The organism is Stenotrophomonas sp. C-A (assembly GCF_054030835.1).
The window spans coordinates 726,629-739,149 of the sequence record NZ_CM132916.1; the positions used below are offsets into that span (position 1 = coordinate 726,629).

11 protein-coding genes are annotated in these 12,521 nt (G+C 67.6%); 8 read left to right on the forward strand and 3 right to left on the reverse strand.

The window, feature by feature from the left end; translation table 11 throughout:
* Window positions 1-191: 191 nt before the first annotated feature.
* The 5 genes from ACW5IY_RS03240 (at window position 192) to ACW5IY_RS03260 (ending at window position 5,606) form a co-directional block, all read left to right on the forward strand.
* Window positions 192-1,163, forward strand: coding sequence for an aldo/keto reductase (locus ACW5IY_RS03240; RefSeq protein WP_049435655.1), 972 nt, complete (start codon window positions 192-194; stop codon window positions 1,161-1,163).
* A 247-nt stretch (window positions 1,164-1,410) separates the two neighbouring features.
* Complete coding sequence (gene hemP / locus ACW5IY_RS03245; RefSeq protein WP_005412278.1) at window positions 1,411-1,605, forward strand: hemin uptake protein HemP; 195 nt, start codon at window positions 1,411-1,413, stop codon at window positions 1,603-1,605.
* 153 nt (window positions 1,606-1,758) lie between these two features.
* Window positions 1,759-4,002 carry a TonB-dependent hemoglobin/transferrin/lactoferrin family receptor gene (locus ACW5IY_RS03250; RefSeq protein WP_425602577.1) on the forward strand — a complete coding sequence of 748 codons (2,244 nt, stop codon included), beginning with the start codon at window positions 1,759-1,761 and terminating at the stop codon, window positions 4,000-4,002.
* 4 nt (window positions 4,003-4,006) lie between these two features.
* Entirely contained in the window at window positions 4,007-4,606 is a 600-nt protein-coding gene (locus ACW5IY_RS03255; RefSeq protein ID WP_043398020.1) for a ChuX/HutX family heme-like substrate-binding protein, read from the forward strand.
* A gap of 73 nt (window positions 4,607-4,679) precedes the next feature.
* On the forward strand, window positions 4,680-5,606 hold the full coding sequence (locus tag ACW5IY_RS03260; protein WP_049435588.1) for a DUF6607 family protein: 927 nt from the start codon (window positions 4,680-4,682) through the stop codon (window positions 5,604-5,606).
* A 92-nt stretch (window positions 5,607-5,698) separates the two neighbouring features.
* Here the strand turns inward: ACW5IY_RS03260 and ACW5IY_RS03265 are convergent, their stop codons facing one another.
* From ACW5IY_RS03265 to ACW5IY_RS03275, 3 genes are all read right to left on the reverse strand, one after another.
* Window positions 5,699-6,184: a hypothetical protein gene (locus ACW5IY_RS03265; RefSeq protein WP_049435587.1), complete on the reverse strand. Its 486-nt coding sequence runs from the start codon at window positions 6,182-6,184 to the stop codon at window positions 5,699-5,701.
* 113 nt (window positions 6,185-6,297) lie between these two features.
* Window positions 6,298-8,811 (reverse strand): ABC transporter permease, encoded by a 2,514-nt coding sequence (locus ACW5IY_RS03270; protein ID WP_049435586.1) that lies wholly within the window; start codon window positions 8,809-8,811, stop codon window positions 6,298-6,300.
* Window positions 8,808-9,455 carry an ABC transporter ATP-binding protein gene (locus ACW5IY_RS03275; RefSeq protein WP_049435585.1) on the reverse strand — a complete coding sequence of 216 codons (648 nt, stop codon included), beginning with the start codon at window positions 9,453-9,455 and terminating at the stop codon, window positions 8,808-8,810. The genes ACW5IY_RS03270 and ACW5IY_RS03275 overlap by 4 nt, the downstream gene beginning before the upstream one ends.
* 75 nt (window positions 9,456-9,530) lie before the next feature.
* Here ACW5IY_RS03275 and ACW5IY_RS03280 point away from each other — a divergent pair, with 75 nt between their 5' ends.
* The 3 genes from ACW5IY_RS03280 to ACW5IY_RS03290 all read left to right on the forward strand — a co-directional run bounded on the left by ACW5IY_RS03280 (window position 9,531) and on the right by ACW5IY_RS03290 (window position 12,403).
* Window positions 9,531-10,175 (forward strand): arylesterase, encoded by a 645-nt coding sequence (locus tag ACW5IY_RS03280; protein WP_049435584.1) that lies wholly within the window; start codon window positions 9,531-9,533, stop codon window positions 10,173-10,175.
* Between the two features lie 87 nt (window positions 10,176-10,262).
* Window positions 10,263-10,976 carry a response regulator transcription factor gene (locus ACW5IY_RS03285; RefSeq protein WP_002811889.1) on the forward strand — a complete coding sequence of 238 codons (714 nt, stop codon included), beginning with the start codon at window positions 10,263-10,265 and terminating at the stop codon, window positions 10,974-10,976.
* A gap of 155 nt (window positions 10,977-11,131) precedes the next feature.
* Window positions 11,132-12,403, forward strand: a complete 1,272-nt coding sequence (locus ACW5IY_RS03290) for a sensor histidine kinase (RefSeq protein ID WP_099560050.1) — start codon at window positions 11,132-11,134, stop codon at window positions 12,401-12,403.
* Window positions 12,404-12,521: the final 118 nt, after the last annotated feature.

Here is a 12,521-nt window from a genome sequence, read left to right on the forward strand (position 1 = left end):
GAGTGACTCCCCTGGGGCGTCGCGAAAAACGGGAAGCCTAGTGCAGGGCAGGGGCCGGGGCAAGAAAAAGCAGCGTGTGCGCGGCCATCGGTGCCGATCAGGCCAGCAACGGCAAGGGCTTGCGGCTTGCGGCGGCAGGTAGAATGGGGTTCGATCCCGGCCCGGATGCGGGCCCGCAGCAGGAGATTCGCATGCAATACCGTCGCCTGGGCTCCACCGGCCTGCCGATTTCCGCCTTGTCCTTCGGCGCCTGGGTGACCTTCGGCGATCAGGTTCCGCGCGATGAGGCCCGCAACCTGGTGGCCGCCGCCTGGGATCATGGCGTCAACTTCTTCGACAACGCCGAGGGCTATGCCAACGGCCGTGCCGAACAGGTCATGGGGGACGTGATCACCGACCTGCGCCTGCCGCGCGACGGTTTCTGCGTGTCCAGCAAGGTGTTCTTCGGCAGCGCCAAGGACCCGCGACCTACCCAGCGCGGACTGTCGCGCAAGCACGTGACCGACGCCTGCCACGCTGCACTCAAGCGCCTGCGGGTGGACTACCTGGACCTTTATTACTGCCACCGCCCGGATCCGGACGCGCCGATCGCCGAGACCGTGCACGCCATGGATACCCTGGTACGGCAGGGCAAGATTCTTTACTGGGGCACCTCGGAGTGGTCGGCGGCGCAGATCCAGCAGGCGCTGGACATCGCCGAGGCGCGCAACCTGCAGGGCCCGTCGATGGAGCAGCCGCAGTACAACCTGCTGCACCGCGAGCGGGTCGAGGTCGAGTACGCGCCGCTGTATGCCGGTGCCGGGCTGGGCACCACCATCTTCTCGCCGCTGGCCTCGGGCCTGCTCACCGGCAAGTACGACCAGGGCATCCCGTCCGATGCACGGCTGGGGCGCGAAGGCATGGAGTGGCTGCAGGACCTGGTACTGGGGGCCGACGCCGGGGCCCGCCTGGGCCAGGTGCGGCGCTTCAGCGAGGTGGCACGCGCGCTGGGCCACGCCCCGGCCACGCTGGCGATTGCCTGGTGCCTGCGCAACCCGAATGTCTCCAGCGTGATCCTCGGCGCCAGCCGGGTCAGCCAGCTGCTGCAGAACCTGCAGGCACTGGACGTGCTGGAGCAGGTCGACGCGGCCGGCTGGGCCCAGGTCGAAGCCGTCTTCGCCTGACAGCCCTTTGTAGAGTCGAGCCGTGCTCGACTCCGCGCGCAGTGCGGGCGTTTCCCGGCGACGGCGCCAGGAGCAGTCGAGCGTGGCTCGACTCTACAAAGGTGCCGCGCCCAAGCTTTTGATTGATGATGTCTATCGAATTTACGAATTCGATCATTAATCTCATCAATGAAATTGAGAATGATTGTTGATTGTCAACTGAGAATCATTATCATTTAACTCGTCCCTCGCACGAGTCCAGATGCTCATGAATGCTCAACCTGTACTGCTGCGCCCCGAAACGCTGACCCTCCGCGATCGACCGGTCCGCGTCGTTCCGCCGGAAGAGGTCATCGACAGCGAAGCCCTGCTCAAGGGCCGTCGTGAAATCCTGATCCAGCACGGCGACCGCTTCTATCGCCTGCGGCACACCAGCAACGACAAGCTGATCCTGACCAAGTAATCGCGGCCTGGTCGCCCGCCTCCCTCCCTCCTGCCGGCAGCGCCGGCAGGGTGGGCGACCCGTCCGCTCCTGCTCTCTCCCCCTCGGTCTACCGCGTGCACCTTCCGGGTGTGCCGGTAACCGGGGGTTCCCCTGCCTGATCGAACGAACCCGATGACCCGCCATACCGCCCTTTGCCTTGCTGTCTGGATGGCGCTGCCGCTGTCCGCCCACGCTGCTGCCACTGCCGCACCCGATGCGCGCGAATTCGATCGGGTGCAGGTCACCGCCACCCGCACCGAGCGGGCCGTGAGCGACGTGGCGGCCACCGTGGACGTCATCGACCGTGAGCAGATGGACCGGCACCTGGCGCAGGACATCAAGGATCTGGTGCGCTACGAACCGGGCCTGTCGGTCACCCGCAGCGCGACCCGCTTCGGCCTGGATGGTTTCCGCATCCGTGGCCTGGACGGCAACCGCGTGCGCATCCAGACCGATGGCATCGTCATGCCGACCCGGTTCGACATCGGTTCGTTCGCCAGTTCCAACCGCAACTTCACCGACCTCGATACGCTCAAGCGCGTGGAGATCGTGCGTGGCCCGGCCAGTTCGCTGTACGGCTCCGATGCACTCGGTGGCGTGGTCGCGTTCGTCACCAAGGACCCGGCCGACTACCTCAAGGACGGCAAGAACAGCTACTTCGGCCTGAAGTTCGGCTACGACGGTGAGTGGAAGGGCCTGCTCGGCGGTGCCACGGCCGCCTTTGGTGGCGACCACTGGAGCGGCCTGGTCAACGTCAACCACCACCAGGGCCAGGAAACCGACAACAAGGGCACGGTGCGCAGCGACAACGACACCCGCACCGCGTCCAATCCGCAGGATCGCGACGGCCGCAGCCTGCTCAGCAAGCTGGTCTATGCACCCAGCGAAGACCAGCGCTTCCGCCTGACCGTGGAAGGCAACGAAGACACCACCGATACCAATGTGCTGTCGGCGATTGCCAGTGTTGCGCCGCGTCCCGGCGCGACGGCTGCGGCCACTGGCATGAAGTCCCACGACACCCAGAAGCGCAATCGAGTGTCCTTCGCCCACGAAATGGATGCGCTGGACCAGCCGTTCGCCGACAGCCTGCACTGGCAGGTGTACGCGCAGAACAGCGAAACCCGGCAGCAGACCGACGAAACGCGCACCGACGGCACCCGCCGCCACCGCGTGTTCTCCTTCGACCAGCATGCCTATGGCCTGCAGGCGCAGTTCAACAAGGCGTTCACCACCGGCAGCGTCGAGCACGCAGTGACCTACGGTTTCGAAGGCACCCGTACCGAGATCCGCCAGAAGCGCGACGGCTACCAGGTCAGCAAGGCGGGCGTGGTCAGCAACACGGTGCTGCCGGACACCTTCCCGGTGCGTGACTTCCCGATCAGCAAGACCACCGAGCTGGGCCTGTATGCACAGGATGAGATGCGCCTGGCCGACGGCAAGCTGTCGCTGGTGCCGGGCGTGCGCGTGGACCGCTACGAGCTGAAGCCGGAAGTGGACAGCATCTTCGCCGAAGACAACCCGACCACGGCCGTGGCGCAGCTGAAGAAGACCAGCGTGTCGCCGAAGCTGGGCATGGTCTGGCGCTTCACCGACCAGTGGTCGCTGTTCGCCGGTTATGCGCGTGGCTTCCGTTCGCCGCCGTACAACGACGTCAACATCGGCCTGACCAATGTCGCCTTCCGCTATACCGCCATCGCCAATCCGGACCTGAAGCCGGAAACCAGCGACGGCTACGAACTGGGCCTGCGCTTCATCGCGCCGGCGGCGTACGTCAGCGTCAGCGGCTACTACAACGACTACAAGGATTTCATCCAGTCCAACGTCGATACCGGCCGCAACGCACAGGGTTTGACCGTGTTCCAGTCGCAGAACATCGCCGAAGCACGCATCTATGGCGCGGAAATGAAGGCCGGCATCGAGTTCGGCGAGCTCAGCCCGGCGCTGAAGGGCTGGGCGCTGCGCAGTGCATTGGCATGGTCGCGTGGTGACAACCGGACCGATGACGAACCGCTGGCCTCGGTCGATCCGCTGCGTGGCACGCTGGGCCTGATGTACGACACCGATACCTGGGGCGTCGAACTGGCCGGCACCTTCGTGCAGCGCAAGAAGCGCCTGCCGCCGCCTGCTGCGCAGACCAATCCGAACGCACCGGCACCCTTCGTCTACCAGCCGGCCGGCTATGGCGTGCTCGACCTGATGGCGCACTGGAACTTCGCACCGGGTGCCACCTTCAATGTCGGCGTGTTCAACCTGGCCGACAAGCGCTACATCGAATGGTCGTCGATCTCCCCGAGCCTGATCACCAATCGCGCACTGAGCGATCGTTTCAGCAGCCCGGGCCGCACCTTCTCCGCCAGCCTTGCCGTTTCCTGGTGACCTCATGAGCCGAGCACTGTCCGCACGCAGGAATGACTCCATCGCCGCGCCGCACAGCGCGGCCTGGCCGACCCCGGCACAGCTGGCCACGCTCGGCACCGTGTTGTGCCTGTACCACGCCGACGGCAACGAGCTGGGTGGCTGGCGCCAGGCCGTACGCGTGCACGCCTGCCAGGGCGTGGACAGTGAAGGCCTGCGCGAGAGCCTGTGTTTCCTCGATGGCCGCGGCCGCTGCGTGTGGCGTTTGTACCTGCTGCCCGACAGCGACTTCCTGGCCTGGGACCGCCTGGTCGCGGCGCTGCCGCCGGGACCGGAACACGACAGCGATGGCAGCGTCGGCGAACGACTGTGGCGGCGCCTGGCCGGCCATCTCGGTGGCCAGCGCTGGCGCCTGTGCGCGCTGCGCCTGCATGCCGCCGACGACGGGCGCACCCTGGCGGCCAGCCTGTCGACCCTGTCCTCGCTGGGCGCGGCCACCGCGCGCCGCATCGCACGCCTGGAAAACGCTGAAGGCGAACTGGCAATCGACGACTGTTGTTGTGCCGACGCCGCCCGGCGCCAAGCGCCACGGATTCCCGGCGACCTGCCGCTGATCCGCCTGTGACCCTCTCCTGATGGAACGCCCGTTGGCCACGGATGGCCGCTCAATGAATCTGCAACCCCGAAGGAAGACCCCGATGAAGCTCCAGACAGCCAGCGCCATGCTGCTGCTCGCCGCCAGCGGCGTGGCCAGCGCGCAGCCCTCCGATATCGCCCGCGACCACGACAGCATCCTTGCCATGCAGGGTGAGTACACCGTGGACTTCGCGTTCGACGAGACCGTGCTGCTGAAGCCGGGCTACGAGCGTGCACCGGCGATGCGCAGCGGTGGCAGCGAAGTGGTCATCGTGGTCGAGGACACGCCGAAGCGCATCGTGCTGCAGCACCTGCTGCTGGACGAGAAGAGCGGCCACATCACCAAGCACTGGCGCCAGGACTGGGTGTATGAAGCACCGAACCGTTTCGAGTTCAGTGCAGACCAGACCTGGAAGGTGCGCAGCATTCCGGCGGCGGTAAACCAGGGCGCCTGGACCCAGTGCGTGTACGAAGTGAGCGACGCGCCACGCTACTGCGGCACCGGCACCTGGACCTACACCAACAACGTGCCGAGCTGGACCAGCGACCTGAGCTGGCGCCCGCTGCCGCGCCGTGAGTACACCAAGCGCAGCGACTACAACGCGCTGGCCGTGATCAACCGCCACACGCTGACCCCGAACGGCTGGACCCACGAACAGTTCAACACCAAGGTGCAGCGCAACGCCGACGGCAGCCAGGTGGAGATCGCACGCGAGTTCGGCTTCAACGACTACGTGAAGACCACCGAGGTCGACTTCACCCCGGCGCGCGACTACTGGAAGGCCACCGCCGGTTACTGGGCCAAGGTGCGCCAGCGCTGGGACGGTTTCCTGACCCAGGCCCCGGGCGTGCACCTGAAGACCAGGATCGACGGCATGGCGATGATCATTCCGCTGTTCACCCAGGCCGAAGAAATCCAGTCCGGCAAGAAGGTGAAGGACAAGCAGATCGACGAAGTGTTCGCCAAGTACGTGGAAAAAGCCCAGTAGATCCACGCCGGATATCCGCTCCTGGTAGGTGCCGAGCTTGCTCGGCACGCTCTCGGCGTTGAACGCACACGCCACGCGTGGATGCCCTGCACTCAGGACGTCGGCCCACTAAAGGTGTTCAGGTCCAGCCCGGCGTCCTGGAAAGCACGCAGAGTGGCCTGCAGGCTTGCCTCGTCATCGCGTGTGCGGACGCCCATGATCGCTTCGTTGCAGCGCGCGCGATCGGTGCTGCACGCCTTCCGGTCGGGCAGCAGCAGCGCGGTCTGTGCGACCAGGATCGCCATGTGCGCCACTTCCTTTCTTGGCTTCGGTTGGCCCTGGTAGAACCGGTCGAATTCCGCACGCAGGTCGGCCAGGACCTCAACATCGCCACGCGTGCGCGCCATGCCTGCCGGAACCAGATAGGTCTCGCGGCCTTCGTGGAAGGCGCGCACCTCGTCGGCCAGCACTGTTTCCAGCACGAAGGTCTGAACCGCGTCAGGAACATAGCCATCCGCCGCGCGGGCGCCTGCGGGCAGCACCGCGGCGAGCAGCGGGGAACTGGCCAGGAGGGCGCGCAGACAGACGCAGTATTTCATCTTCGTTCCTTGAACATCGGGAGCGCGGGAGCAACGTTCCGCGTTTCCGGACGATCTGATCGGGTGGGGCGCGCAGCATACCGCCCGTCCCACCCGTGTGAGTCACAACCGCGTCAGGCTTCGCGCAGGGCCAGCGCCGGCGAGGTATGCAGGATGCGCCGCGTGCCCCACCAGCCGGCCAGCAGGCTCAATCCGATGCCGGCCACGCCGCCCAGCAGCAGTCCCGGCCAGGGTGGCAGCAACGGCAGCTCGAACACCTTCTGCGAGACCGCCACGCCGATGGCGGCGGCCGCACCCACCGCAAGCAACGCGGCCAGCGTGCCCAGTGCACCAAACTCAACCAGCACCGCACCGCGCAGCTGGCGACGGGTCGCGCCCAGCGTGCGCAGCACCGCGCTGTCGTAGCGGCGCTCGCCGGCCGTGGCCTGCAGCGCGGCCAGCAGCACCAGCACACCTGCCAGCAGGCTGAACACCATCACCAGCTGCACCGCCTGCGCCACCCGCTCCATCACATCGCGCACCTGCGAGATCACCGCATCCACGTCCAGCAGCGACAGGTTCGGTTGCGCACGCACCAGCTCGCCCAGCCCGGCCGCCTTGCCGGCAGGCAGATGGAATGCCGACAGCAGGTTGTGCGGGGTGTCACCCACGGCATTGGGGTTCAACAGCACGAAGAAGTTGGGGCGGAAGGTGTTCCAGTCCGCCTTGCGCAGGCTGGTGACGGTGAATTCGCGCTCCTGCTCGCCCACCGCAATGGTGATGCGGTCGCCGGGGTACACGCCGTAGCGCTTGGCCCAGCCGATCTCCACCGAGGCTTCCGGTGCGGTGCTGTCGGCTTTCCAGAACGCGCCATTGACCAGCGTATTGGCCGGCGGGAACGTGCTGCGCCAGCTGAAATTCAGTGGCCGGTTCTCGTCATCGTCGTCGCGCTGGCCGCCCTGCGCCGGTTGCCCGTCCTGACCCGGCTCGCGGTCCACGCGCAGCGGCGGCTTGCCGTTGATGGCGATCAGGCGCCCGGTGGCCATCGGTTCGATGCTGGCGTCGTTGGCACCCAGCCCGCGCAGCGTTGCCAGCACACTGTCGCGCTGTTCGGGCTGGATGTTGATCAGGAAGTAGTTCGGCGTGTCCGCGGGCAGCCGCTCGCGCCACTGCTGCAGCAGGCCGGGGCCGGTCACCGCCAGCAGCAACAGCGCGCACAGCGACAGCGACAGCCCGACCAGCTGCATCACCGCCAGCAGGCGGCGCCGGGTCAGTGCGGCCAGGCCCAGTCGCCAGTTGCCATGCAGGCGATGCTGCAGGCCGCGCAGCAACTGCAGCAGCACGAAGCCGACCACCCCGGCCGCCACCGCCAGCGCGGCCAGACCACCCAGCACCCACAGCGCCAGCTTGAGGTCACCGGTGACCTGCACCGCCAGCAACAGGCTCGCCCCCAGCGCGGCCACATAGGCCAGCAGCGAGGCCGGCGGCAGGGAGGCGAAGGAACGGTTGAGCACGCGCATCGGCGGCACCCCGCGCAGGCGCAGCAGCGGTGGCAGGCCGAAGCCGAACAGCAGCAACAGGCCGATGCCGGCACCGGTCAGCGCCGGCATCGCTTCCGGCAGCGGCAGGCGCTGCGGCACCAGGCTGCCCAGCACCTGCACCAGCCCTTCCTGCGCGGCCATGCCCAGGCCGATGCCAAGCGCGCAGGCCGGCACTGCCAGCATCAGCAGCTGCAGTGCCAGGCCGAGCAGTATGTCGCGCTGGCGCGCACCCAGGCAGCGCAGGATCGCCACCTGGTCGATACGGCGCAGGGCAAAACGGTTGGCCGCCAGCGCGGTCGCCACGCCGGCCAGCAGTACTGCCAGCAGCGCGCTCAGGCCGAGGAAGCGGCCGGCCAGATCGAAGGCCTGGCGCACGCCGCGCTGGGTGTCATCCACGCTCAGCAGGCGCAGGCCCTTCACTTGTGGCAGCAGCCACTCACGCAGGGACGCGACCTGCCCGGGTGGTCCTGCAAACATCAGCCGATAGTTGATGCGGCTGCCGGGGCCGAGCAGGCCGGTGCCCTCAACATCGGCGCGGTTGACCAGCAGGGTCGGCGAGAGCGTCAGCAGGTCGCCACCGGTGTCCGGTTCGGCCTCGATGATGCCGGCGATGCGCAGTGTGCCTGCGCCGAATTCGAGGTCATCGCCGGTCTTCAGCCCCAGCCCCTGCAGCAGGCGCGGGTCGGCATAGGCCTGGCCCTTGGGTGGCATGCCGGCCTCGGCGATCAGCGCGCCACCGGGCGTGCTGCGCACCCGCAGCGTGCCGCGCAGTGGATAGCCCGCCTGCACCGCCTTGATGCTGGCCATCTGGCTGGCATCACCGTTGAACAGCACGCTGCCGAAGCTGGCGATACGGGTGAAGGCCAGTCCGCGCCGTTGTGCCTCATCGGCGAACGCCTGCGGCGGGTCATCGCGCCCGGCAATGCCGAGGTCACCGCCGAGCATTTCCGCTGCGCTGCCGGTCAGTGCCAGGTTGACCCGGTTCACCAGCGTACCGACTGCGGTCATCACCGCCACGCCCAGTACCAGCGCGGCGAACACGGTCAGCAGGTCGCCGGCCAGGGCCTCGCGACGCAGCGCGCGCCACGCATGCCGCAGCAGGTTCATGCCTGGGCCCCATGTTCAACCGGCAGCAGGCGGCCGTCGTCGATGCGATGGATGTACTGGCAGCGCTGGGCCAGACGCAGGTCATGGGTGACCAGCACCAGGGTGGTGCCGCTGCCGGCGTTCAACTCGAACAGCAGGTCGCTGATGTGCTGGCCGGTGGCGTGGTCCAGCGAGCCGGTCGGTTCGTCGGCAAACAGGATGCGTGGGCGGGTGACGAAGGCACGCGCCAGTGCCACGCGTTGCTGTTCACCGCCGGACAACTGGCGCGGGTAGTGGCGGGCGCGATGGGCCAGGCCCACCTGGGCCAGCACCTCGTCCACCCGCGCGCGGTCCTCGCGTCCGGCCAGCTCCAGTGGCAGCGCGACGTTCTCGGCGGCGGTCAGTGCCGGCAGCAGGTGGAAGCTCTGGAACACGAAACCGACCTCGCGTGCGCGCAGCTGGGCGCGTGCTTCCTCGTCAAGGTTTCCCAGGTCATGCCCGGCCAGGCTGATGCGGCCGCGGCTGGGCAGGTCCAGCCCGGCCAGCAGGCCGAGCAGGGTGGTCTTGCCGGAACCTGAAGCACCGACGATGGCCACGCTGGTGCCTTCATGGACGGTCAGGGTGATGTTGTCCAGTATGTGGACTTCACCCTCCGGGCCCTGCACGGACTTGCCGACCTGGTCGACGGCGATGGCGACGGGCGCGCTGCGGGGGGACAGGCTGTCGATGAGGAGACTCCAATGCGCAAGACGGGATGGAGCCGGCAAGCCGGCGCGATGATGATGCTGCTGCTAGCGTTCCTGCTGTTGCCGGGGCTGGCCTGTGCCAAAGGTCCGGCCGGTACCGTGCTGGTGCTCGGCGACAGCCTCAGTGCAGCCCACAATATCCCCGCCGACGCCGGCTGGGTCAGCCTGCTGCAGCAGCGGGTCAGGCAGCAGTCGAAAACGCCGGCGCGCATCGTCAACGCCAGTATGAGCGGGGAGACCACCGCCGGCGCGCTGACCCGCCTGCCGGGCCTGCTGGCCAAGGAAAAACCGACCGTGGTGGTGATTGCCCTCGGTGGCAATGACGCGCTGCGTGGGCTGACCCCGGCGCAGGTGCAGGGCAACCTGGAAAAGATGGTGCAGGCCAGCCAGAAGGCCGGTGCCAAGGTGCTGCTGCTGGGCATCGACGTGCCGCCCAATTACGGCCCGGCCTACCGCCAGCGCCTGGCGGCCGCCTACAAGGCGCTGGCCACGCAGTACAAGGTGCCGCTGCTGCCGTTCCTGCTGGAGGGCGTGGCCCTGCAGCCGGGCATGATGCAGGCCGATGGCCTGCACCCGACCGCACAGGCGCAGCCGAAGGTGCTGGACAACGTCTGGCCGCTGCTGCGCCCCCTGCTCTGAACGATTTACTTCCCTCTTGACGGAACTTCACATCGCGTCCACCGTCGATCCGGCATGTTTCACAAAGCTGAAGTTAGAGGGAATCACATGCGTCAGACGAAGGAGACCTCCGGCTTGGTGCTGGTGGTCGAAGACAACCGCAACATCTCCGAGATGATCGGGGAATACCTGGAAGGTCGCGGCTTCGAAGTCGACTATGCACAGGACGGCCTGGATGGCTACCGCCTTGCGGCGGAGAACAGCTATGACGTCGTGGTGCTCGACTTGATGTTGCCGCGCCTGGATGGCATCGAAGTGTGCCGTCGCCTGCGCAACGATGCGCGCAAGTCCACCCCGGTGCTGATGCTCACGGCACGCGACACGCTGGACGACAAGCTCACCGGCCTCGGTTTCGGCGCCGATGACTACCTGACCAAGCCGTTCGCGATCCAGGAGCTGGAAGCCCGCCTGCGCGCGCTGATCCGCCGCGAACGTCGCCAGGTGGGGTCGGAAGTACTGAAGGTCGCCGACCTGGTGCTTGATCCGGTCAGCATGCGTGCCACCCGTGCCGGTACCGAGCTGCAGCTGTCGCCGATCGGCCTGCGCCTGCTGACCATCCTGATGCGCGAATCGCCGCGCGTGGTCACCCGCCAGGAGATCGAACGCGAGATCTGGGGCAACGGCCTGCCGGATTCGGACACCCTGCGCAGCCATCTGTACAACCTGCGCAAGATCATCGACAAGCCGTTCGACCGTCCGCTGCTGCATACCGTGCAGAGTGCCGGCTACCGCATTGCCGACATCGCCCAGCCGATGGCCTGAGCAGGCCCGCGCCGGTGCAGCCGCAGGCCGGGCCGGGATGCGGCCACGGACGAGGGCGGGGGATGACCGGATGGTGCTGCCACCGGTCATCGCCCATGCATCCGCACGGCGCAGTGCGCTGCCTATAATCGCAGCGCTCTGACCGGGACCCCGCAATGCCGCACGGCCTGCCGCGCAAGATCCGTATCGCTTTCATCCTGCAGGCAGTGCTGGCCAGCCTGGGCATCCTGCTGGGTGCGTGGCTGGTCTCGCTGGTGATCAAGCACAGCCTGGTTGGCGCCGCCCTGCGCGAGGAGGCAGCGTACTTCTGGACGCTGCACGAGGCCTCGCCGGTGCAGCCCCCACCCAACACCCAGAACATCCGTGGCTACCTGCTGGAAAGCGGGCAGTCGGCCCTGTCGTTGCCGGCCAACCTGCGCAACCTGGAGCCCGGCTTCCACGAACTGCCCAAGGACGACCAGCTGGTGCTGGTCGATGTACGCCCGGCCGGCCGCCTTTACCTGGTGTTCCTGCGTTCGCGCGCGGAGATGCTGGCGTTCTGGTTCGGCATCGTGCCGGTGCTGCTGACCCTGCTGGCGGTGTATGGCGCCAGCTGGGTGACCTATCGGGCCTCCAAGCGCCTGGTGTCGCCGGTGAACTGGCTGGCGCGGCGCGTCTCACGCTGGGATCCGGGCCACCCGGAGGCGGCCGACCTGGAACCGAACAAGCTGCCGGCGGACATGCAGGGCGAGACCCGGCAGCTGGCGGCCGCACTGCATTCGCTGGCCAACCGGGTCAGCGCGCATGTGGCGCGCGAGCGCAATTTCACCCGCGACGCCAGCCATGAACTGCGCACACCGCTGACCGTCATCCGCGTCGCCAGCGACATGGCACTGGGCGATGACAGCCTGGAGCCGCGCCTGCGCCGCAGCCTGCAGCGCATCCAGCGTGCAGGCCGTGACATGGAGGCGGTGATCGATGCCTTCCTGATCCTGGCACGCGAGGCCGACGTCGAGCCCCAGGTCGAGCTGTTCGACGTCAACGACATCGTCCGCTATGAAGTCGACAACGCCAACGAACTGCTGGGTACGCGCCCGGTGTCGGTGCACCTGCACAGCGATGGCCCGGTGCAGCTGCATGCGCCGCCGCGGGTGCTGCAGGTGGTGGTCAGCAACCTGGTGCGCAACGCCTGCAGCTACACCGACGAAGGGCGCATCGACGTGCAGGTGCACAACGACCGGGTGGTGGTGCGCGATACCGGTATCGGCATGTCGGCCGACGCGCTGTCGCGGGCCTTCGAGCCGTTCTACCGTGCCGAGCCGAGCCGTCCGCAGGGCACCGGCCTGGGCCTGTCGATCGTGCGCCGGCTGTGCGACCGCTTCGGCTGGAAGGTCAGCCTGGCCAGCGAGCCGGGCCAGGGCACCCAGGCCACGGTGATCTTCCGCTGAGGCGGCACCTGCTGCCTCGGTAGATGCCGACCTTGGTCGGCGCTTTCAACAGGATTCACGCCGGTGCCCTATGCCAACCAAGGTTGGCATCTACCGGAGCGCGAGCGCGTGGCGCCCT